We start from the raw sequence: 20,776 nt of genomic DNA, 5'->3' as shown, positions 1-20,776 counted from the left end.
TATGCGTACGTCAACCTGGATTCGGCAACATCTCGCGGCGCTGCGCGCGCTGCTGGTGCTCACCGCGATCACCGGAATCGTTTATCCCGTCGTGGTTTTCGCGGTGGCGCAGCTGCCCGGCCTGCGCGACAAGGCCGACGGCTCGCTGCTCGAGCGAGACGGAGACGTGGTGGGCTCCAGCCTGATCGGGCAGTCCTTCACCGATCCCGACGGCAACGCTCTGGCACAGTACTTCCAGAGCCGCCCGTCGGTGGCCGGTGACGGCTACGATCCGCTGTCGACCTCGGCGAGCAATCTCGGCCCGGAAGACATCGTCGACACCGCCGACACCACCAGCCTGCTCACCGAGGTGTGCACGCGCAGTAAGGAAGTCGGCGAGCGCGAGGGTGTGGACGGGCGACGCGCCTACTGCACCCCGGGCGGGGTCGGCGCGGTGCTGTCGGTCATCGGCCCGCGCTCGGCCTACGGTACGGTCGAGCATCCCACCGCAGTGGTCAGTGTCAACGAACTCTGCCCGGCCACACCGTTTCTCACCACGTATCGGGGCGTGACGGTGGAGTGCGCGGTGGCGGGGGAGGACTACTCGATCGGCCGTCTCGTGCCGATCGCGGGTGACGTCCCGGCCGTTCCGGCCGTGCCCGCCGACGCGGTCACCGCCGGTGGCAGCGGGCTGGACCCGCACATCTCCCCGGCGTACGCCGCGATTCAGGTCGCGCGGGTGGCCAGGGCGCGCGGTGTTCCCGCCGACGAGGTCCGCGCACTGGTGGCGGCCCACACCAGCGGGCGGGACCTCGGCTTCCTGGGCGAGCCGAGGGTGAACGTGCTCGAACTGAATCTGGACCTGGACAGTCGATTCCCGCTGCGCGGCTGAGTCTTTCGGCATCGGTGTCGTGTGGCACCGGCCGTGGAGGGCGAGCCGCCCCGATCGCGCAGGGCGAGCGATCGGGGCGGCTCTGTCGTGCGCGACATGTGGGGCCGCGCACGGGGTTGGGGCGTCAGCGGAAGATGACGCAGGTGGTGGTGGCGTGCGCGACCAGGCGGCCCTGGTCGTCGGTGACGCGGCCCTCGGCGGTGGCGGTGGTGCGGCCGACGTGGACGGTGGTGCCGGTGGCGGTGAGCGTGCGGCCGTCGGTGGGCACCGCGCGAATGTATTTGATCTCCAGCCCGAGCGTGGTGTAGCCGACGCCCGCCGGGAGGGTGGTGTGCACCGCGCAGCCCATGACCGAATCCAGCAGGGTGGCGCAGATGCCGCCGTGGGTGGTGCCGAGCGGGTTGGCGAAGTCCGGGCGGGTGCGCAGGCTGAACACGACCTCGCCCTCCTCCAGCGAATCGACCTCGATACCGAGCAGATCGCCGATGTAGGGCGGGCGCTCCGACATGGTCATGGCGGTCCGCAGCAGCTCCAGGCCCGACAGTGCGGCGAAGTCGATCTCGGGGGCGGTCATGAATGGCATCCTTTCGGTGAACCGATCGGTTCACATCTGTCATGATTGGACCATGGACCGATCGGTTCACGCAAGACCCGTGCCGCACGACCGTCAGGAGATCGCATGAGCGCCGGACCCCGCGACCGGTTGATCGAGAGCGCCATCGAACTGGTGCGGGAGCAGGGTGTGCACGGTGCGGGACTGTCCGCCCTGCTGGATCGCAGCCGCGCCTCCCGCAACTCGCTCTACCAGCACTTCCCCGAGGGCAAGGGGGAACTCGTGGAGGCCGCCACCCGGGTGGCGGCCGACCGCATGTCCGCGCTCATCGACACGTTCATGTCCACCGGCACCGCGGAGGACTGGCTGGTATCCCTGCTCGACTGGTGGAAGCGCAATCTGGAACGCAGCGCCTTCGGCGCGGGCTGCCCGGTTGTCAGCGCCGCCCTGGCCGAGGACGAGCCACGCGTGCAGGCCGTCGCGGCACTCGCCTTCGGCGACTGGACCGAACGGCTCGCCGCCGCGCTCACCCGTCAGGGTCTCCCCGAGGAGCGGGCGCGGTCACTGGCCGGATTCATGCTCAGCGCCATCGAGGGGGCCATCATCCAGGCGCGGGCGTTGAAAACGACCCGGCCGCTGGACGAGGTGCGGGAACAGCTGGTGCCGCTGCTGCCGCGCTAGCTCACCACCAACCCAGCAGCGGTTGCAGCTGGCGGCCCAGTTCCGGTGCCAGCGAACGCGAGTAGCTCGCGGTGAGGTGGTGCTCGTCGTGGTAGACGAGGATATTGCCCTCGATCACCGAGCACACGTCCGGACGGCACACCGCGTCGGAGAGATCCAGCGGGAAGACATTCGGGAAGTCCTCGGCGGGCGCGGCGGCCGGATTGACGTTGGACAGCGCATCCTCCCGCTTCATACCGCAGCTCACCCGATCGCCACCGGTGGCCAGGCAGTCGATGGCGCGGTAGCGCACCTTGTCGCGGCGCAACCACGGGGTGTCGCGCATCGCGAGCACGTGCAGGCCGCGATCCTCCAGGGCGGTCCACACATCCAGGTAGTCCGTCGGCGTCTCGTCGCCGCCCGCGTCGGCGGGGCGGGTACCGGTGGTGAACACCCAGTCCGGCTTGTCCTCGCCGAGCCGGTCGATGACCTCCGCGGACCAGTCGCGGCAGTCGGCGATGGGCAGGCCCTTGTACATGGGCTCCGCGGCCACGGTCAGCGGACAGCCCATCTTCAGGAAGACGACCAGCCGGAAACCGTGCTCCTCACCCAGCAGGTGCAGGGCCGGAATCCAGTGCTCGGCATGGGAATTGCCGACCACGGCGATGGTGCGGGTCGCGGAGGTGTCGCCGTACTCGCAGGTGATGACGGCACGGGTGTCGAAGTCGGAGATGCAGCCGTCCCGGGTGGGATAGGCGTTGTCGGCGGGCGCCTCCGCGATGGTCGGGCGCATCTCGGCATTGGGCACCGGCGCGTGCGCGATGAGCGCCTCCGCCCCCGGGTAGCGCACCGGATCGAGCTCACCCACCGGTTGCAGCTTCGAGCCGTTGATCACCTGCCAGGTGAACGCGCATCCGACCAGCAGAATGCCGACGGTCGCGGTGGCGAAGCCGGTGCGCAGCCGGTAGTCGCGGTCGGCGGTGGGTTCACCGCGCACCCGCAGCGGTTCCTCGATGAAGCGGTTGGTGGCGTAGGCGAGCAGCAGGGAGGCGGCGATTACCGCTGAACCGCCGACCAATCCCGCGGTGCGCGACTGCGTTTCGCCGAGCATGAAGATGAGAATCGGCCAGTGCCACAGGTACAGCGAGTACGCGAGCGATCCCAGCCGCACCGCCGGAGCGCTGGCCAGCATCCGGTTCACCCACGGCTGCTGCGCCCCACCGAGATTCGCGCCCGCCGCGATGAGGGCCACGGTCGCGCCCACCGGCAGCAACGCCGCCGGACCGGGGAAGCGGGCGGCGCCGTCGATCAGCCAGCCGCAGGCCACGATGGCGGACAGGCCCGCGACCGCCAGCACCGCGCGGGCCAGGCGAGGCAGTGTGATGTGCGGTGCGGCCAGCGCCAGCAGCGCACCCACCAGCGGCTCCCAGGCGCGCGCGAAGGTGTCGTAGTAGTTCCAGCCCTGCTGATCGGTAACCCCTTGCGTGGCATGCAGGAGCGAGGCGACGGCCAGCACGCCGAACAACGCGGCCACCCAGGCGGTCACCGACCCGGTTCGGTCGTTGCGGCGACAGACGAGGGTCACCAGGGCGACCAGGGCCAGCAGCGCCACGTACATCTGTCCCTGCACCGACATCGACCACAGATGCTGGAGCGGGCTCACGGCGGGATCGGCCGCCAGGTAGTCGGTCCACGCCGCCGCCAGGTACCAGTTCTGGTAGTAGAACAGCGAGGCCAGCGTCTGCGCGGCCATATCGGACCAGCGGGTGTAGGGCTGGAAGACGACCGTCGCGACGGCCACGGCGGTCAGCACCACCACCATGGCCGGCAGCAGCCGCCGTCCGGTGCGCCGCAGCGTCTGGCGGATACCCACCGAACCCGTCTCGGCCTGCCGCAGCAGCATCCCGGTGAAGAAGAAGCCCGACAGCACCAGGAAGACGTCCACGCCGCCGGACACCCGGCCGAACCAGATGTGGAACACCACCACCAGGGCGATGGCTATTCCGCGTAGACCATCAAGGTCGAGACGGTATTCGCGGCGGCGCGGGGCGGCGTCGCCGGACCCGGTGCCCGGCGTGGTCGACGATGACGTGGAGGAGACAGACATGGCGCGGCAATTCTGGAGTATCGCACGCCTCAGCACGAAATCGCCACGCAGATCGTGACGGTAATGTGCGGATTCTCACCGGTGGGCGGGTCAGGCGAGAACGAAATAGCGCAGCCAGAGGTACGGTGCCGCCACCGCGACGCTCACCGCCGTCACCACCATGCCCTTGCGGGTGAATTCCCAGAACGAGATCGGCGTGTCGGCTCGTCGGGCGATGCCCAGCATGACCACGTTCGCGCTCGCGCCGACGGCGGTGAGATTGCCGCCGAAGTCCGCGCCCAGGGCCAGCGACCACCACAGCGCCTCCGCATGCTGGTCCATACCGCCCGCCAGATCCGCCACCAGCGGACTCATGGTGGCGACATAGGGGATGTTGTCGATGATGCCCGAGAGCACGGCCGAGATCACCAGGATGAGCATGGTGGCCAGCAGGGCATCGCCGCCGGTGACCTCGGTGGCGCGGGCGGCGAGCCGCTCGATGACACCGGTCTTCACCAGGGCGCCGACCATGATGAACAGGCCGACGAAGAACAGCAGCGTCTCCCATTCCACGGAGGCGAGGTAATCGCGTTGCGGCAGGCCGGAGATCAGGACCAGGACGCCCGCGCCGAGCAGGGCCACCACCGACGGTTCGATCTGGAAGACGGAATGCCCGACAAATCCGGCGAATACGGCGGCGAGTACGATGCCACACTTCACCAGCAGCCGCGGATCGCGAATCGCCTCGCGCTCGTTCAGCGCCATCCATCGGCCGCCCGCTCCGGATCCACCTCGAACGAACCCCGGAACAGCCGGGGCAGCAGCGCGATGAGCACCAGCAGCACCAGCAGCACGATGGGGGCCATATTCCACAGGAAGTCGTTGAACGACAGATCGGCCCGACTGCCGATGATGATATTGGGCGGATCGCCGATGAGGGTGGCCGCGCCGCCGATATTCGACGCCAGCACCTCGGCGATCAGGAAGGGCGCGGGCGGCACCTCCAGGCGTTCGCACACCAGCAGCGTGACCGGGGCGATGAGCAGCACCGTGGTCACATTGTCGAGGAAGGCCGACGCGAAGGCGGTGATGAGGGTCAGCAGGATCATGACCCGCAGCGCGGAGCCGCGCGCGCGTTTGGCCGCCCATACCGCCGTGTACTCGAAGACCCCGGTCTGGCGCAGCACACCGACGATGATCATCATGCCGAGCAGCAGGAAGATGACATTCCAGTCGACGCCGGTCTCGTGCGAGTAGAAGACGTCGTCGGCATCGAGCACGCCCAGCGCCAGCACGACGGCCGCGCCGCCCAGCGCCGCGGTGGTCTTGTGCACCCGCTCGGAGGCGATGAGGGCGTAGGCGATGAGGAAGACCGCCACGGCCACCGCGGTCATCGGGCACCTCCGCGGGTGCGGACGGCCGTCAGGACTGGAGTGCGGCGGCCAGCAGCCGCGACGAGGTGACCACGCCGAGCAGTCGCCTGCCGTCCAGCACCGCGACGATCGGCGAGCGGTGCCGGGCCATGGTCGCCGCCACCTCGACAATGGTGTCGTCGGGTCGGGCGGTCGGAATGCCGCCGGGCTTGTCCGGCATCACGTCGCGGACCTTCTTGCCCCGCAGGCGTTTCACGGTCTTGTCGCACATGGGCTCGTCCAACACCCCGGCCAGCGACGGATCGTCCTGCACGTACTTCGGGATGATGAAGCGCACCACCTGCCAGGCGGCCAGCACGGCCGCCGGACAGCCATCCGGTCCCATCACCATGATGCCCGGCAGCCGATGCTCCGCCATGAGTCCGGCCGCCTCCAGCGCATCGGTGTCCAGCGACACCACCGGGAACTCCTCGGCCAACTGTGCGGCATGCATAGGTGCAGGATACGACGCTCCGCCCGGCCATCACGCGAAGAGAATACGTCAAGATCGAATTAGCGAGTGTGACCGAAACTCACTGGTCCCGGGGCTGTGAGCGGAGTCGCGGCGGTCGTGGTCGCGCAACTGATGCGTAAAGGCGTGTCGAAACAGATAATCCGGGCATGATGTCACTGCTGATGATCATCGGCGCGGTTCTCGCACTGCTCGCGTTGGCGGCGCTGCTGATCGTGCTGATCGCCCGGAGTACGCGGCGGGGCGTCGAACGCTTCGACCCCCTGGCCTTCACCCCGCAGGGGCCGGGCCAGCGCGGCTGGGGCGGACCACCGCCGGGATACCGGCCTCCCGGGTACGACGGGAGCCCGGCATGGCATCCCGACCTTCCGGGGGGCGGTTCGGACCGATACCACGACGGCCACCACCCGGGTGGTCATCACGGCCAGCACCACACCGGGTATCACGGGCACGCGAATCACGGCTACGTCCACGGCGACTCCGGCTGGTGGAACGGCGGTTCCGGCGACGGCGGATCGGGCGGCGGTGTCGGCGACAGCGGCTACAGCGGCTACAGCGGCGGTGCCTCCGACAGTTCCGGCGGAGGTTCCAGCGACAGCGGGTCCGGCGGCGGTTCCTCGGATTGAGTTGGGCCGCCGCGTATCGTCGGCACGGCGTGCGGGTGGCCGGAATCCAGTGAGAGGGAGCGGGGCATGGCGGTCGAGACGGTCGATGCGGTGGTGGTCGGAATGGGGCCCGGCGGTGAGGATGCCGCGACCCGGCTGGCCGAGGCCGGGCTGTCGGTGGTCGGGGTGGAGGGGCGGCTCGTCGGCGGCGAATGCCCCTACTACGCGTGCATTCCCACCAAGATGATGGTGCGTGCGGCCGCCGCCGTGGCCGAGGGGCGGCGGGTGGACACGCTGGCCGGGTCGGCCACCGTGCGGCACGATTGGACTCCTGTCGCGCGCCGCATTCGTGACGAGGCAACCGACGACTGGAACGACGCCGCGGCCGTGCAACGGTTCGAGAAGTCCGGTGGCCGGTTCGTGCGCGGATGGGGTCGGATCAGCGCGCCGGGGGAGGTGACCGTCGACACCGCCGACGGGGCGCGGGTGTTCCGGGCCGAACGCGCGATCGTGCTCAATCCTGGTACGGCACCGACGATTCCATCCATTCCCGGCCTCGACCGCACGCCGTTCTGGACGAACCGGGACGCGGTGACCGTCACCGCGGCCCCCGAATCGGTGATCGTGCTCGGCGGCGGACCCGTGGCCTGCGAGTTCGCACAGATCTTCGCGCGCTTCGGCAGCGCGGTGACCATGCTGGTGCGCAGCCGGCTGGTGCCGAAGGACGAACCGGAGGCCGCTGCGGTGCTGGCCGAAGCCTTTGCCGCCGAAGGGATTCGGGTGCGCACGGGCACCACGCCGAAACAGGTGGACCACGACGGGTACCGGTTCGTCGTGCACACCGACGACGGCGATGTGCACTACGCGCAGCGGATGCTGGTCGCGACCGGCCGCCACACCGACCTGTCCCGGCTCGGCATCGGCGCGGTCGGCCTGGACGAGAGCGCGAAGCACATCGAGGTGGACGAGCGGATGCGGGCCGCCGACGGGGTGTGGGCCATCGGCGATGTCACCGGCAAGGGCGAGTTCACCCACATGTCCATGTACCAGGCGCGGATCGCGGTGCAGGACATCCTCGGCGGCGGTGGCGAATCCGGCGACTACCGGGCGGTGCCCCGGGTCACCTTCACCGATCCGGAGATCGGTGCGGTCGGTCTGACCGAGGCGCAGGCGCGCGATGCCGGACTGTCGGTGCGCGTCGGCAGCGTCGAGGTACCGGCCTCGACGCGCGGGTGGATTCACAAGGTCGGCAACGCGGGCTTCGTCAAGGTCATCGAGGATGCCGGGCGCGGCGTGCTGGTGGGCGCCACCTCGGTCGGCCCGTGGGGTGGTGAGGTGCTCAGCGCGCTGTCGGTCGCGGTGCACGCGGAGGTACCCGTCACCACCCTGCGCCGAATGATTTTGGCGTATCCCACGTTCCACCGCGCCATCGAGGCCGCACTGGCGGATCTGTCCTGATCGCCGACCGCTGCCGGGTGCCGATGGCAACCCGGCGTCGGTGTTCGGTGCGGTCGTCGGCCGCCGTGGTCGTGGTTCCGCCCGGTGCGATCAGTAGCCGCCGGGCTGGAGACGCAGTGGCACGCCGAGCCGGTTCCACAGGTTGATCTGCGCGGTGATGGCGACCAGGCCGCCGCGCTGGCCCTCGTCGAAGTGCTTTTCGACGGCGGCCCAGATCTCGTCGCTCACGCCGTGCGGGCCGAGTTCGGTTGCCGCCTCGGCATAGTCGAGGGCGGCCTGCTCGGTGTCGGTGAACAGGGTCGATTCCCGCCAGGCGTTCAGGTGGAAGATCCGCTGCTCGCTCTCGCCCTCCTTCCGGGCCTGCGTGGTGTGCATGTCGATGCAGAACAGGCAGCCGTTGATCTGCGAGACGCGAATCTTCACCAGCTCGCGCACCACCGGGTCGAGGGGCCCCCGCTGGATCGCCATCTCCGCGGCCGCCCAAGCCTGGTAGACCTCGGGAGCCAGCTTCGGCAGATTCAGACGCGACATGTGCTCATCCTTTCGTCGATGCCGAACGGTTCGGCACAACTCTTGGACGAGGCAGGGGCACGGCGCGTGACGGGTTCGAACGTGGTGTCCGTCACCGACCGTGCGGCCCGCCCCGGAGCGGACCGCACGGGTGGCGTCAGGGACGGGTCAATGCCGCATAGCGGGCGATGTGGTGATCGGCGCTGCCGTACTCGTGCTGAATCGCGGTGAGCCGTTTGAAGAAGTGGCCGATGGCCAGTTCCTCGGTCATACCCATGGCGCCGTGCAGCTGCACGCCCTCCTGCCCGATGGTGCGGGCGGCGCGGGCGACGGTGGCCTTGGCGGCGGCGACCGCCCGGGCCCGTTCGGCGGGCTCGGCGGTGAGCTTCATGGTCACCAGATAGGTTGCGGCGACGGCCTGTTCGAACTCCAGATGCATATCGACCATCCGGTGTTGCAGGGCCTGGAAGCTGGCGATCGGCACCCCGAACTGCTGGCGCTGCTTGGTGTACTCGACGGTGTCGGTGAGCACCTTGCGCATGGCCCCGACGGCCTCGGCGCAGACCGCGGCGATGGCCTCGTCCCGGGTGGCGGTCACCGCGTCGGCGGCGTCGGTCAGCAGCAGCGCGTCGGCGGGCAGGCGTACGCCGGTGAAGGTGAGGTCGGCGGCGCGCCGCTCGTCGATGGTGCGGTAGCTGTCGACGGTGAGCCCGGCGGGTGGGGCGGCGGCATCGAAATCGAGGACGAACAGGGCGATGCCATCGTCGACGGTGGCGGTGACCAGCAGGTGGGTGGCCAGGGGAGCGGTGGTGACCACGATCTTGGTGCCGTCCAGCACCCAGTCGTCACCCTCGCGGCGCGCGGTGGTGCGCACCTGCCGGAGGTCATATCCGGCCTGGGGTTCCAGCGCGGCGAAGGCGGTGACCACCTCGCCCGCGGCGATGCCGGCGAGCAGATCCTCGGCGCGTTTGCCGTCCGACCGCCGCAGCAGGCCGCCGCCGACCACCACGGTGTCGACATACGGTTCCACCACGAGTGCGCCGCCGAGCGCTTCGGCGACGATCATCGTCTCGACCGGCCCGCCGCCGATACCGCCAACCGATTCCGGCAGGCTGGCGCCGAGCACGCCGACCTCCTCGGCCAGTCCACGCCAGATCTCGGGCTGCCAACCCGCGCCCAGACGGGCTGCGGCACGGCTGGTTTCGAGGTCGTAGCGGGCCGCGAGGAACCCGGTGACGGCGTCGCGGAGCATCTTCTGCTCGGGTGTGAATTCGAAGTCCATGACTACAGTCCCAGGGTGGCTTTGGCGATGATGTTGCGTTGAATCTCGTTGCTACCGGCGTAGATCGAACCGGCGCGGTCGTTGAAGTACCGCAGCGGCGCGACCGCCTGCCATTCCTCGCCGCTGACGAAACCGTCTGCGGGAGCGGTGAAATCGACGACCGGGCCGCCGGGCATGGTGGCGTGCGGTTGATAGGCGCGGCCGCGCGGGCCCGCCGCCTCCAGGGCGAGTTCGGTGAGCACCTGACTCAGCTCGGTGCCGAGGATCTTGATGGTCGACGCCGCCGAACCCGGATCCTTGCCGCGCGATATGGCCGACAGGGTGCGGTACTCCAGCACTTCGAGCACATCGGCGCGGATCCGCGCGTCGGCGAGCCGGCGGGCGAATCCGGGATCGTCGATGAGCGGCGTGCCGTCCGGGCCGGGCTGGGTGGCGGCGGCCTGCGCGAGTTCCTCGGCCATCACCTGGAGCGCGGGCGCGGCCGCCCCGCCGCCGCGTTCGAAAACCAGCAGATATTTGGCCACGGTCCAGCCGTCGTCGATCTGGCCGAGCACATTCTTCTTGGGCACCCGCACCTGGTCGAAGAAGACCTGATTCTGCACCTGCTCACCGGAAGTCATGACCAGCGGCCGGATCTCGATGCCGGGGGTGCGCATATCGATGAGCAGGAAGGTGATGCCCTGCTGCTTCTTGGCCTGCTTGGAGGTGCGCACCAGGGCGAAGATCCAGTTGGCCTCGGTGGCGTGGGTGGTCCAGATCTTCGAGCCGGTGACGATGAAATCGTCGCCGTCGTCGACCGCGGCCATGGACAGCGAGGCCAGATCCGACCCCGACTCGGGCTCCGAATAGCCCTGGCAGAAGAACACCTCGCCGGTCAGGATGCCCGGCAGGAAGTAGTTCTGCTGTTCCTCGGTGCCGAACGCCATGATGGCGTGCGCGACCATGCGGATGCCCATGGGGGACAGGTTGGGCGCACCGGCGAGCGTGCACTCCCGGCTGAAGATGTAGTGCTGCGTCAGACTCCAGTCACAGCCACCGTGCCGCACCGGCCACGCGGGCGCCGCCCAGCCGCGTTCGTGCAGGATGTGCTGCCACCGCATGCTGGCTTCGTGATCCGGGTAGACACTCGTCGCCAACTGCCCGGCCCGACGAAGATCAGGGGTTAACTTTTCGTCGAGGAAACTTCGCACCTCATCACGAAACGCCAGATCGGCGGGCGACCAGTCCAGATCCACGATGACTCCTTGCCTGAGAACTGCCCATAACCATCTCATCGCGAATGCCCTGCTGGCAAATGTGCTGGCACCTGCCATCACTTGCGCCGTCGGCAACGCCTTGACATTCCACTGTGGAGTATTAATATGGGTCTCACCTTCCACAATGGAAGAAACTCGGGAGGATCTGGACATGGACATCGCCTCCGGCACCCGCGCCTCGGACGCCGAGCGCGCGGCCGTCATCGAACAGCTCGGTCGCCACATGGCCGAAGGCCGCATCACCACCACCGAATACGACGAGCGCGCGGCCCAGGTCTACGCCACTCCCACCCGAGAAGGGCTGCACGTGGTCCTCGCCGACCTGCCCGAACTCACGACAACCACCGTGCGGCAGCGCACCCCGCGCATCCCCGTCTGGCAGCGCATCGAGGGCAGCGCCTGGTTCGGCGTCGGCCTGCTGTGCCTGGCCATCTGGGCCATGATCTCCATCGCCGCAGGCGAACCCACCTACTTCTGGCCCTTCTGGGTCATCGTGCCGTGGGGCGGAGTACTGGTGTTCCGCATGCTCACCGGCTGGGAATCGTCCAGCTGCGGAAGGCATCCGCGCCCGAGGTAGGGCAGACCCGTGTACGCGACCCTGCTGACCTTCCACATCCTCGTCGGAGCCGCCGGACTGCTACTCGGACCCATTCTCATGTGGGCCGACTCGCATCGGCCGCGATCGCGGGATATCGGCATCGTCTACCTGGGAGCCGTTGCCGCCGTCTGCCTTTCGGCCACCGCCCTCGTGCTGTGGTGGCGGCCCGAACTGTGGTGGCTGATCCCGCTCTCGGTACTGACCTTCGCCCTCGCACTGCTGGGGCGTTATTCGGCCGGGCGAGCAGGAGTGTGGACCCATGCCTACGTGCACGGCCTCGGGGGCTCCTACATCGCGCTGGTCACGGCGACGGTGGTGGTCAGCTTCGCCGTCGACGGACCGCTGTACGGCGGCGCGCAAGTCGTGGCGTGGGTGGGGCCGAGCGTGATCGGAGTTGTCTTGCTGGAAGTGTGGCGGCGGCGGTCGACGCGCCGGATGAGCCGGTGACCGGGCCGCGGGCCGGTACGGTCGCGGCCACGCTGGCTCGGGGACGCACCTGCTACGACCCCTCGCGGGTCGGCTCGGCGTGGCCGTCACCGATGCGCTCGGTGCGCGCGGACACCTGGAGACCACCACCGGATTCGCGCTCACCGAATCCGGAATGGTGCTGCTGACCGACCGGCTCGGCATCGACCCGGCCGCGCTGCACCGAACCCGCCGCCGGACTCGGGCACCGGCATACGCATGGCTACCCGAGCCGACCGGGTAACCTGGCCGACTGTGCACCTGAAGAGTCTGACGCTGAAGGGCTTCAAATCCTTCGCGTCCGCGACGACGCTCCGGTTCGAACCGGGTATCACCTGCGTGGTGGGGCCGAACGGGTCGGGGAAGTCGAATGTCGTCGATGCGCTCACCTGGGTGATGGGTGAGCAGGGGGCGAAGGCGCTGCGCGGCGGGAAGATGCAGGACGTCATCTTCGCCGGTACGGCGGGTCGCGCCCCGCTGGGTCGCGCCGAGGTCACGCTCACCATCGACAACTCCGACGGGGCGCTGCCCATCGAATACTCCGAGGTCTCCATCACCCGCCGCATGTTCCGCGACGGCGCGGGCGAGTACGAGATCAACGGCAACTCCTGCCGCCTCATGGATGTGCAGGAACTGCTCAGCGACTCCGGCATCGGCCGCGAAATGCACGTCATCGTCGGGCAGGGACAGCTGTCGGCCATCCTGGAATCGCGGCCGGAGGATCGGCGCGCCTTCATCGAGGAGGCCGCGGGCGTGCTGAAGCATCGCCGCCGCAAGGAGAAGGCGGTGCGCAAGCTCGATGCCATGCAGGCCAATCTGGCCCGCCTCACCGACCTCACCACCGAACTGCGCCGCCAGCTCAAACCGCTCGGGCGGCAGGCCGAGGTCGCGCGGCGGGCGGCGACCGTGCAATCCGAGCTGCGGGACGCGCGGCTGCGACTGGCCGCCGACGATCTGGTGTCGCGCCGCCGCGACCTGGACGGGCAGCAGAGCAAGGAAGCGTACGCGCGCGAACAGCAGATCAACGTGCAAGCCGAACTCGACGCCGCCAATGCGGCGCTCGCGCAGCAGGAGTTCGAGCTGTCCAAGCTCACCCCGGGCGCGGAGGCGGCGGCGCAGAGCTGGTTCCAGCTCTCGGCGCTGACCGAGCGGGTCAACGCCACCATCCGCATCGCCCGCGACCGGGCCCGCAACCTCACCATCGAACAGCCCACCGGCAGCGGGCGCGACCCCGAACAGCTGGAGCGCGAAGCGGATCGGGTAGAGGCCGAAGAGGCCGAGCTGGTCGCGGCCGTCGAAATGGCCGCGGAAACGCTGGAAGCCGCCCGGGAACAGCTGCACGAACGGGAGCAGGCCGCCAAGGCCGCCGAGCAGGCGCATCTGGCCGCCGTGCGCGCCATCGCCGACCGGCGCGAGGGTCTCGCCCGCCTGTCCGGGCAGGTGGACTCGCTGCGGATTCGCGCCCAGTCGGTGGACGGCGAGATCCAGCGCCTCTCGACCGCCATCGCCGAGGCGCGGCAGCGCGGCGAGGCCGCCGACGCCGAATTCGAGTCCGTCCAAGCCGAATTGAGCGAACTCGATGCGGGCGAGGAAGGGCTCGACGCACAGTACGAGCATGCCGCGCAGGCCCTCGAGCTGGCCGACCAGCGGGTCACCGAACTGCGTGAGCGCGACCGCGAGGCGGGCAAGCGGGTCGCCTCGCTCGCTGCCCGCGTCGAGGCGCTGACCATGGGTTTGCAGCGCCGCGACGGTGCCGCCTGGCTGCTCGAACACCGTGCCGAGGGACTGCTCGGGCCGCTGTCCGGGCAGTTGCGGGTGGACAGCGGTTTCGAAGCGGCCGTGGCCGCCGCGCTCGGACCCCTCGCCGACGCCGTCACCGCCGACACCGGATCCTCCGCCCACGGTGCGGTGCGAGCGCTCAAGGAGGCCGACGGCGGACGCGCCGCCGTGGTCTACTCCGATGCCGCACAGGCGAATTCGGGGCCGAGCGGGGAACTGCCCGGTGGCGCGCGCTGGTTGCTGGACGTGATCGACTGCCCCGCATCCCTGCGCGCTGCGGTCGCCGCCCTCACCACGGGCGTCGCCGTTGTCGAGAACCTCTCCGCCGCAAGGGAACTCGTCGCGGTTCGGCCCGAGCTGCGGGTCGTGACCCGCGACGGCGATCTCACCGGCTCCGGCTGGGTGCTCGGCGGCTCCGACCGTGCCCCCAGCCAGCTCGAGGTGCAGGCCGAGATCGACGCCGCCCAGCAGGAATTGGCGTCCTGGCAGCGACAGTCCGAGGAGTTCGAGGCGGCCCTGGCGGGAGCGCTGGCCGAGCAGGCTGACCGCAAGGAGGCCGTCGACCACGCCCTGCTCGCCCTGCACGAATCCGATCAGGCGCTGGTCTCCATCTACGATCGGCTCGGCCGCCTCGGCCAGACCGCCCGCGCCGCCCAGAAGGACTGCGAACGCCTGCTCGCCCAACGTGACGACACCGAGGCGGGCCGCGCGGAAACCCTGGAGAAGCTGGCCGAACTCGAGGATCGGCTGCGCCACGCCGAACTCGAGCAGTCCGATATGGATCCCGAGGCCGCGGGCACCGAGACCGCCGGTTACGCCCGCGAGGAGGCCGCCGCCGCGCTGGCCGAGGCCCGCTCCATGGAGGTGGAGGCCCGCCTCGCCGTGCGCACCGCCGAGGAACGCGCCGAATCCGTACGCGGCAAAGCGGATTCGCTGCGCCGCGCCGCCCGCGCCGAACGGGAGAACCGGGCCCGCGCCGAACGCGCCCAGGCCGCCCGCCGCCAGGCCGCCGCGGTGGCCGCCGTGGTCGCCGACTCGGCCGAACGCGTGGCCGCCGAACTGGAACAGGTCGTCGCCCAGGCCGGTGCCCGCCGCGACGACCTGGTGCGTCGTCGCACCGAATGTGCCGCGCAGGTGGATCAGACCAAGGAGCGCGCCCGCGCCCTCACCACCCAGCTCGCCCAGCTCACCGATGCCGTACACCGCGACGAGGTGGCGCGCGCCCAGGCGGCGCTGCGCATCGAACAGTTGGAGACCACCATCTCCGAGCAGTTCGGCATCGCCCTCGACGACCTCATCGACGAGTACGGCCCTGATGTGCCCATGCCGCCGACCGCACTGGAGATGATGGAGTACGAGCAGGCCAAGGAGCGCGGGGAGGCGGTCAGCCCGCCGCAGCCCATGCCCTACGACCGGGCCACCCAGGAGCGCCGCGCCAAGCGCGCCGAGAAGGACCTCACCACCCTCGGCAAGGTGAATCCCCTTGCGCTGGAGGAGTTCGCGGCCCTGGAGGAGCGCTACAACTTCCTCGCCACCCAGCTCGAGGATGTCAAGAAGGCCCGCCAGGACCTGCTCGACGTGGTCGCCGAGGTGGATGCCCGCATCCTGCAGGTCTTCACCGAAGCCTACGAGGACGTGGCGCGCGAATTCGTCGGCGTCTTCAGCCGCCTGTTCCCCGGCGGCGAGGGCCGCCTGCTGCTCACCGACCCCTCCGACATGCTCGCCACCGGCGTCGAGGTGGAGGCTCGCCCGCCGGGCAAGAAGGTCAAGCGGCTGTCCCTGCTCTCCGGTGGCGAGAAATCCCTCACCGCCGTTGCCCTGCTGGTCGCCATCTTCCGCGCCCGCCCCTCCCCGTTCTACGTCATGGACGAGGTCGAAGCGGCGCTCGACGACACCAACCTGCGCCGCCTCATCGGCCTGTTCGAACAGCTCCGCGAGAAGTCCCAGCTCATCGTCATCACCCACCAGAAGCCCACCATGGAGATCGCCGACGCCCTCTACGGCGTGAGCATGCGCGGCGACGGCATCACCCAGGTGATCTCCCAGCGCATGCGCGGGGAGAATCTGGTGGGCGCGACGACCTGATACCGGTCGTCGACCGCGCGCGTCAAGGGCGGTGCGAAAGGTGTCCCGCTGAGCGGGAATTCGCCGGTGTGGCAATGTGAAACGCCTGCGCGTCCGATCTGTGCCGGTTAGCGTCCCGTGGTCATGAAGCGCTCTATTGCAGGTATAGCACTCGGAATCACCGTCACCCTGGCCGCCCCGCTGCCGTCGGCGCTGGGCGATACCGGATCGTCCTCCCTGTCGGGCGGGTCCGGATCGTCCTCGCTCTCCGGCGGTTCCGGCTCGTCGTCATTGTCCGGTGGCGGTGAACTGCCGCCGTACTCCCAGTGGATCTCCGAGGTGCAGACGGTCGCCGCACAGGCTCGGGACTATCTGACCGGGGCGTTGCCCGGGTCGACCAAACCGGCCATCGTGTTCGACATCGACAACACCGTGCTGGAGACGCAGTACAACCCGAGCGTGATCACCCCGGCGATGGCCCCCATGCTGGCGCTGGCACAGTGGGCGAAGGGGCAGGGGGCGGCGATCATCTTCGTCACCGGTCGACCGGCACTGATGAACATCTACACGCAGATCAACCTGTCGGCGGTGGGCTATCCCGTCGACGGCCTGTACGGCAGCCCGTTCACCACGCTGTCGGCGGGGTCGGCCGGATTGCAGGAGTACAAGACCAACGCCCGCATCGATATCGAGGGCGACGGCTACACGATTGTCGCCAATATCGGCAACAGCGCCTCGGATCTGGCGGGCGGGCATGCCCAGCAGACCTTCAAACTGCCCGATTACGACGGTGCGCTCTCCTGACAGCCGGTCGCAAGCATGAACGTCGACGGGCCGCCCGGAACCCGGGCGGCCCGTCGTACGCGGCGCAGTAGGCTCACACCGTGTTGTGGGTGTCGGCGGCCGCCTTCGGAGTCGCGTGGTGGCTGGGGTTGTATCTGCTGGCGCGGGATGCGGGAAAGCCGGTGCTGCGCAGGGCCGGAGCCGGACTGCTCGGCTACGCGGTCGCGGTGGCCCTCGGCTGTCTGTTCGGCGGTGACGAACGGTTCGACGGGGTGCGGGCCGTGCTGGTGTGCGTGCCCGCGGTCGCCTGGAGCGGAGTGTTCGTGCGGCTGCTGCCCGAGCCGCCGGGGGAGCGGGTCGATCGGTGGTGGCGGCTCGGACTGGTGCCGGTGTGCGCGGTTGTGGCCCTGCCCGCGGCCGCCGGAGTCGGCGCGGCGGCCTACGCCCTCGGCATCTGCGCGGTCCTCGCGCTGTTCGGCTCGCTGGTCGTGTTGCTGCGCCATCGCGCCGCGCTCGTCGCGGGATCGGCGCGCGGGACAGTCGCGGGATTGTTCACCGTGGGCGCGGTCATGTTCGGGCTCAGCGCCGCACTCGTCCTGCTCGGTCTCGACCTGGTGCCCGCCACCCTGGTGCTGGCGCTCGTGGTCGTGGACCTGGTGCTGCTGGGCGTGGGCATCGCCGTACTGGACGCCTTCGAGGAGGGGGAGGCGCTGCGCGCGGATATGCTGCGCTCCCTCATGGTCGCCGAAGCGACGGCCATCGTGTTCGGCGGGCAGGCCGCCGTCGCCATCGTGCTGACCGGGCCGCGTCTCGCTCTGGAGGTGCTGTTCTTCGGCACCATCGCCGCCGCCATCGCGCTGCAGGTGCTGTACGTACCGTTGCAGGCCGCGGTCGACCGACTGGTCTTCGCATCCGCGCCGGAGCTGCGCGAGGCGCGCGACGAATTGCGCACCGCCGCGGAGGCCCTGCCGCGGAAGCGGACTCCGGAGCCATCGGACGACGCCGACGCGTCCGGTCTGGCGGCGCTCGGCGAGGACGAGTTCGCGCGTCTGACCCGGCGCGCCCTCAGTCACTACGCCGATCTCGGCAAGCTGGTGTCGAGTCCGCTCATCGACCTGCCCGCCATCGACAGCCGCCTCGCCGGACGCGACAGCGCCCCCGGACCGCTCGATCGTGCGGCCGAACTCAAGACACTGCTCACCGATGCCATCGCGGCGCTGAAGCCGCGCACCGGCGAGGAATTCGGCACCAGCGAGGAGTGGCGGCACTACAACGCCGTGTACTTCTACTACGTGGTCGGCATTCGGCCCTACAGCGTGCGCACCAAACGCACCGATCTGGACCCGGTGTCGCGCAAGGCGCTCGCCTGGTTCGTGGACCAGGTGCCGGAGCGGACCCTGCACAACTGGCAGAACTCGGCAGCGCGCATGATCGCCGCACAACTGCGATCCGGATTCGGCAGCATGTCGAAATAAGGCTCCGACCTGCGGCTGGCAGTATTCGGCAGCGGATGTGGTGGGGTCGGCAGTGGATTTCGGGCGACGGTATCGGCAGTCACGAAACCCAACGGAAAGGTTCCGAATCCCATGACCGCCACCACCGCCACCGGTACCCGCACCATCGCCGGCATGAGCCCGCTGCGCCTGGCCTACACCTTCGACGGCGTCGCCACCCTGGCCTCCGGAATCCTCGTCGCGGCGCTCGCCGGAGTGCTCGATTCGGCCCTGGGCCTGTCCACTCCGCTGCTGCTCGGTGTCGGGGCCTTCTTCATCCTCTACGCGATCGACGTCCTGATCGTGGCCACCCGCCCGGTGATTTCGCGCCGCGCCGCCGCCGTGATCATCGCGGTGAACGCGCTGTGGGCGGTCGACAGCCTGGTGGTGCTGGCCGCCGGATGGCTCGACCCCACCGCCCTCGGGGTGGCCGCCATCCTGGTGATCGCCGCCTTCACCGCGGCCATGGCCGCCGTGCAGGCCTACACGCTGCGCGCGGATCGCTGAACCGACCGCGACGCGAAGAAGCGATGCCGCCCGGGCCGGGCGGCATCGCCGCGTGTCCGGGGGGGATCGGCGGCGACGTGGTCCACGGGGCCGCCGACCGCACCGGGTTAGGTCCGGCCGTGTCGCCGCCCCTACGATTCGGTTCGAGCCGGGCCGGTCGGTCGCGTCAGTCAGGGCTGCCCAGCCGGACCACGGTCGGGGTGAAGGTCCCGGACGACGTGGCGACATCGAGCACCTGCACGCGGTCGGGGTCCAGGCGTAGCAGGGTGAACTTCGGATCGTCCGGGCCGCTCACACCGAAGGTGGTGAGGTCGTAGCCCAGGGGTTCCGGCGCTGTCGTGAACAGATCCCAGACGTGCTTCTTCACCGCGTCGTCCGTCACCCAGGAGGTGACGGCCTCACCGGAGACGGTGTTGTGCGCCGGGCTCCAATAGCTGAACGCCACAGTCGGATTGGCGGCCAGATGGCGCGCCTTGATCGGCGAGGGACTGGTGAAGATCCAGCCGACCGGACGGTCACCCTGCATCTCCCAGATCGGGTGCAGAATGCGCGAGCGCGGGCGACCGTCGGCATCGACCGTGGTGATGGTGCACCACACGATCTCACCGGTGAATCGGAAGAACTCATCCCTGATGGTGTCGAACGTCGTCATCGCGCCTCCCCGGACCGATCGGTTGTGGGCGCATCATCGCACGGGGCGCCGACAGAAATCCGTGATCGCCGAAGTTCGTGCGCCGAGCGGCTTTTCGTCGCATCCTCGTAAAGGGCGGGACAGGTGGGACCGCCCCGACGCGGGTGAGGTGGATGTCATGAGCGCCAAGGTGCTGATCTCCGGTGCCGGCATCGCGGGGTCGACGCTGGCCTACTGGCTCGGCAGGTACGGTTTCGCGGTGACCGTGGTCGAGCGGGCGGCGAGCGCGCGGACCAGCGGCAGTCCGGTGGACGTGCGCGGGGCCGCCGTGGACGTGGTCACCGAGATGGGGGTGCTGCCCGAGCTGCGGGCGGGCGCGACCCATGTCGAGCGGGTCACCTTCGTGGACGGCACCGGGCGGCGGCGAGCCACGGTGCGCACATCGGCATTCGGAGAGGGTGAAGACGAAATCGAAGTGGCCCGAGCCGATCTGGCGGGAGTACTGCTCGCCGCCGCGGGCGATCGGGCCGAGATCCGCTGGGGCGATACGATCACCGGGCTGGTTCAGGATGTCTCCGGGGTGCGGGTGACCTTCGAGCAGGCCCCGCCGGAGCGCTTCGACTGTGTCGTCGGCGCGGACGGCCTGCACTCCACGGTGCGGCGGCTGATCTTCGGCCCGGAGCGGAACTTCCTGCGGCACAGGGGGATCTATATCGCCACCCTGCCCGTGGAACGCTTGGTCGGTGACGATCGTGAAGTGCTCGTGTACAACACGCCCGGCCGGTCGGTCTCCGTACATCCGGCGGGTGGACGGCCCTTGGCGGCGTTCATGTTCCGACGCGGGGAGATCCCGGGCCTGGACTATCGCGAGACGGCGGCGCACAAGCGCATAATCATCGGCGAATTCACCCACCGCACCGGTATTTTCGCCGATCTGCTCGACCAGGTGCGCACCGGTTCCGACCTCTACTTCGACTCGGTCGGCCAGGTGCGGCTGCCGAGCTGGTCGAACGGCCGGGTCGCGCTGCTCGGCGACGCGGCCTCCTGTGTCTCACTGTTCGGCAACGGCTCCAGTTCGGCCATCATCGGCGCGCACACCCTCGCCGAGGAACTGGCCCGCACTCCCGAACTGCCCCGAGCGGCGCTGTCTCGCTACGAATATCGTCACCGTGCCGTCACCAGTGGTGAACAGCGCGGTTTGCGGCTGGCCGCCGCCCTCCTCGTTCCCGGCTCCCGCCCCGCGATCCTGCTCCGCGATACCGCCATCCGCCTGCTGCCCTCGCGCTGACGG

At 69.6% G+C, this 20,776-nt stretch carries 19 protein-coding genes and 1 pseudogene; 12 read left to right on the top strand and 8 right to left on the bottom strand.

Annotated elements, in window-relative coordinates; all coding sequences use genetic code 11:
• Position 1 precedes the first annotated feature (1 nt).
• The gene (locus ON31_RS21355) at positions 2-871 is read left to right on the top strand and encodes a potassium-transporting ATPase subunit C (RefSeq protein WP_039816129.1); all 870 of its coding nucleotides are present in this window, start codon (positions 2-4) and stop codon (positions 869-871) included.
• 124 nt (positions 872-995) lie between these two features.
• Here ON31_RS21355 and ON31_RS21350 read toward each other — a convergent pair whose 3' ends face one another.
• The gene (locus ON31_RS21350) at positions 996-1,445 is read right to left on the bottom strand and encodes a PaaI family thioesterase (protein ID WP_039816126.1); all 450 of its coding nucleotides are present in this window, start codon (positions 1,443-1,445) and stop codon (positions 996-998) included.
• A 105-nt stretch (positions 1,446-1,550) separates the two neighbouring features.
• On the opposite strand from ON31_RS21350, the gene ON31_RS21345 reads away from it, so the two are divergent.
• On the top strand, positions 1,551-2,105 hold the full coding sequence (locus tag ON31_RS21345; protein ID WP_039816123.1) for a TetR/AcrR family transcriptional regulator: 555 nt from the start codon (positions 1,551-1,553) through the stop codon (positions 2,103-2,105).
• Position 2,106: 1 nt separating this feature from the next.
• Here the strand turns inward: ON31_RS21345 and ON31_RS21340 are convergent, their stop codons facing one another.
• From ON31_RS21340 to ON31_RS21330, 3 genes and pseudogenes are all read right to left on the bottom strand, one after another.
• Entirely contained in the window at positions 2,107-4,191 is a 2,085-nt protein-coding gene (locus ON31_RS21340) for an acyltransferase family protein (protein WP_039816121.1), read from the bottom strand.
• 90 nt (positions 4,192-4,281) lie between these two features.
• Positions 4,282-5,564, bottom strand: a pseudogene (locus tag ON31_RS21335) (ArsB/NhaD family transporter).
• A gap of 28 nt (positions 5,565-5,592) precedes the next feature.
• Positions 5,593-6,036, bottom strand: a complete 444-nt coding sequence (locus ON31_RS21330; protein WP_039816119.1) for a CBS domain-containing protein — start codon at positions 6,034-6,036, stop codon at positions 5,593-5,595.
• 167 nt (positions 6,037-6,203) lie between these two features.
• On the opposite strand from ON31_RS21330, the gene ON31_RS21325 reads away from it, so the two are divergent.
• Both ON31_RS21325 and ON31_RS21320 read left to right on the top strand, forming a co-directional pair.
• Positions 6,204-6,680, top strand: a complete 477-nt coding sequence (locus ON31_RS21325) for a hypothetical protein (RefSeq protein WP_039816117.1) — start codon at positions 6,204-6,206, stop codon at positions 6,678-6,680.
• 66 nt (positions 6,681-6,746) lie between these two features.
• Complete coding sequence (locus ON31_RS21320; RefSeq protein ID WP_039816116.1) at positions 6,747-8,117, top strand: dihydrolipoyl dehydrogenase family protein; 1,371 nt, start codon at positions 6,747-6,749, stop codon at positions 8,115-8,117.
• 90 nt (positions 8,118-8,207) lie between these two features.
• Here ON31_RS21320 and ON31_RS21315 read toward each other — a convergent pair whose 3' ends face one another.
• From ON31_RS21315 to ON31_RS21305, 3 genes are all read right to left on the bottom strand, one after another.
• Positions 8,208-8,648: a carboxymuconolactone decarboxylase family protein gene (locus ON31_RS21315; protein ID WP_039816115.1), complete on the bottom strand. Its 441-nt coding sequence runs from the start codon at positions 8,646-8,648 to the stop codon at positions 8,208-8,210.
• Between the two features lie 136 nt (positions 8,649-8,784).
• Positions 8,785-9,909 (bottom strand): acyl-CoA dehydrogenase family protein, encoded by a 1,125-nt coding sequence (locus ON31_RS21310; RefSeq protein WP_039816114.1) that lies wholly within the window; start codon positions 9,907-9,909, stop codon positions 8,785-8,787.
• 2 nt (positions 9,910-9,911) lie between these two features.
• A complete protein-coding gene (locus tag ON31_RS21305) occupies positions 9,912-11,144 on the bottom strand; it encodes an acyl-CoA dehydrogenase family protein (RefSeq protein ID WP_039816112.1) in 1,233 nt (410 codons plus the stop codon).
• A 145-nt stretch (positions 11,145-11,289) separates the two neighbouring features.
• Between ON31_RS21305 and ON31_RS21300 the strand changes: the two genes are divergently transcribed.
• The 7 genes from ON31_RS21300 (at position 11,290) to ON31_RS21270 (ending at position 18,854) form a co-directional block, all read left to right on the top strand.
• On the top strand, positions 11,290-11,742 hold the full coding sequence (locus ON31_RS21300) for a DUF1707 SHOCT-like domain-containing protein (RefSeq protein WP_255222193.1): 453 nt from the start codon (positions 11,290-11,292) through the stop codon (positions 11,740-11,742).
• A 9-nt stretch (positions 11,743-11,751) separates the two neighbouring features.
• Positions 11,752-12,210: a hypothetical protein gene (locus ON31_RS21295; RefSeq protein ID WP_051037563.1), complete on the top strand. Its 459-nt coding sequence runs from the start codon at positions 11,752-11,754 to the stop codon at positions 12,208-12,210.
• A 79-nt stretch (positions 12,211-12,289) separates the two neighbouring features.
• Positions 12,290-12,472 (top strand): hypothetical protein, encoded by a 183-nt coding sequence (locus ON31_RS37445; protein WP_051037562.1) that lies wholly within the window; start codon positions 12,290-12,292, stop codon positions 12,470-12,472.
• A gap of 11 nt (positions 12,473-12,483) precedes the next feature.
• The gene (gene smc / locus ON31_RS21285; protein WP_039816109.1) at positions 12,484-16,092 is read left to right on the top strand and encodes a chromosome segregation protein SMC; all 3,609 of its coding nucleotides are present in this window, start codon (positions 12,484-12,486) and stop codon (positions 16,090-16,092) included.
• Between the two features lie 123 nt (positions 16,093-16,215).
• Positions 16,216-16,875 (top strand): HAD family acid phosphatase, encoded by a 660-nt coding sequence (locus ON31_RS21280; protein ID WP_051037561.1) that lies wholly within the window; start codon positions 16,216-16,218, stop codon positions 16,873-16,875.
• Positions 16,876-16,955: 80 nt separating this feature from the next.
• Entirely contained in the window at positions 16,956-18,329 is a 1,374-nt protein-coding gene (locus tag ON31_RS21275) for a proline dehydrogenase family protein (RefSeq protein WP_039816107.1), read from the top strand.
• Between the two features lie 111 nt (positions 18,330-18,440).
• On the top strand, positions 18,441-18,854 hold the full coding sequence (locus ON31_RS21270; protein WP_051037560.1) for a hypothetical protein: 414 nt from the start codon (positions 18,441-18,443) through the stop codon (positions 18,852-18,854).
• Between the two features lie 166 nt (positions 18,855-19,020).
• Here ON31_RS21270 and ON31_RS21265 read toward each other — a convergent pair whose 3' ends face one another.
• Entirely contained in the window at positions 19,021-19,506 is a 486-nt protein-coding gene (locus tag ON31_RS21265) for a pyridoxamine 5'-phosphate oxidase family protein (RefSeq protein WP_039816105.1), read from the bottom strand.
• Positions 19,507-19,663: 157 nt separating this feature from the next.
• Between ON31_RS21265 and ON31_RS21260 the strand changes: the two genes are divergently transcribed.
• On the top strand, positions 19,664-20,773 hold the full coding sequence (locus ON31_RS21260; RefSeq protein ID WP_039816349.1) for an FAD-dependent monooxygenase: 1,110 nt from the start codon (positions 19,664-19,666) through the stop codon (positions 20,771-20,773).
• Positions 20,774-20,776 lie beyond the last annotated feature (3 nt).

The sequence above is a fragment of the Nocardia otitidiscaviarum NBRC 14405 genome (assembly GCF_000308635.1).
Classification (GTDB): Bacteria; Actinomycetota; Actinomycetes; order Mycobacteriales; family Mycobacteriaceae; genus Nocardia; species Nocardia otitidiscaviarum.
This window is presented reverse-complemented; position numbering and strand designations above follow the sequence as displayed.

What these genes read in the sequence shown, in the direction of transcription:
- ON31_RS21355 (WP_039816129.1), top strand. Translation starts at nt 2, where the DNA reads ATGCGTACGTCAACCTGGATTCGGCAACATCTCGCGGCGCTGCGCGCG.
- ON31_RS21350 (WP_039816126.1), bottom strand. Translation starts at nt 1,445, where the DNA reads ATGACCGCCCCCGAGATCGACTTCGCCGCACTGTCGGGCCTGGAGCTG.
- ON31_RS21345 (WP_039816123.1), top strand. Translation starts at nt 1,551, where the DNA reads ATGAGCGCCGGACCCCGCGACCGGTTGATCGAGAGCGCCATCGAACTG.
- ON31_RS21340 (WP_039816121.1), bottom strand. Translation starts at nt 4,191, where the DNA reads ATGTCTGTCTCCTCCACGTCATCGTCGACCACGCCGGGCACCGGGTCC.
- ON31_RS21330 (WP_039816119.1), bottom strand. Translation starts at nt 6,036, where the DNA reads ATGCATGCCGCACAGTTGGCCGAGGAGTTCCCGGTGGTGTCGCTGGAC.
- ON31_RS21325 (WP_039816117.1), top strand. Translation starts at nt 6,204, where the DNA reads ATGATGTCACTGCTGATGATCATCGGCGCGGTTCTCGCACTGCTCGCG.
- ON31_RS21320 (WP_039816116.1), top strand. Translation starts at nt 6,747, where the DNA reads ATGGCGGTCGAGACGGTCGATGCGGTGGTGGTCGGAATGGGGCCCGGC.
- ON31_RS21315 (WP_039816115.1), bottom strand. Translation starts at nt 8,648, where the DNA reads ATGTCGCGTCTGAATCTGCCGAAGCTGGCTCCCGAGGTCTACCAGGCT.
- ON31_RS21310 (WP_039816114.1), bottom strand. Translation starts at nt 9,909, where the DNA reads ATGGACTTCGAATTCACACCCGAGCAGAAGATGCTCCGCGACGCCGTC.
- ON31_RS21300 (WP_255222193.1), top strand. Translation starts at nt 11,290, where the DNA reads ATGGAAGAAACTCGGGAGGATCTGGACATGGACATCGCCTCCGGCACC.
- ON31_RS21280 (WP_051037561.1), top strand. Translation starts at nt 16,216, where the DNA reads ATGAAGCGCTCTATTGCAGGTATAGCACTCGGAATCACCGTCACCCTG.
- ON31_RS21270 (WP_051037560.1), top strand. Translation starts at nt 18,441, where the DNA reads ATGACCGCCACCACCGCCACCGGTACCCGCACCATCGCCGGCATGAGC.
- ON31_RS21265 (WP_039816105.1), bottom strand. Translation starts at nt 19,506, where the DNA reads ATGACGACGTTCGACACCATCAGGGATGAGTTCTTCCGATTCACCGGT.
- ON31_RS21260 (WP_039816349.1), top strand. Translation starts at nt 19,664, where the DNA reads ATGAGCGCCAAGGTGCTGATCTCCGGTGCCGGCATCGCGGGGTCGACG.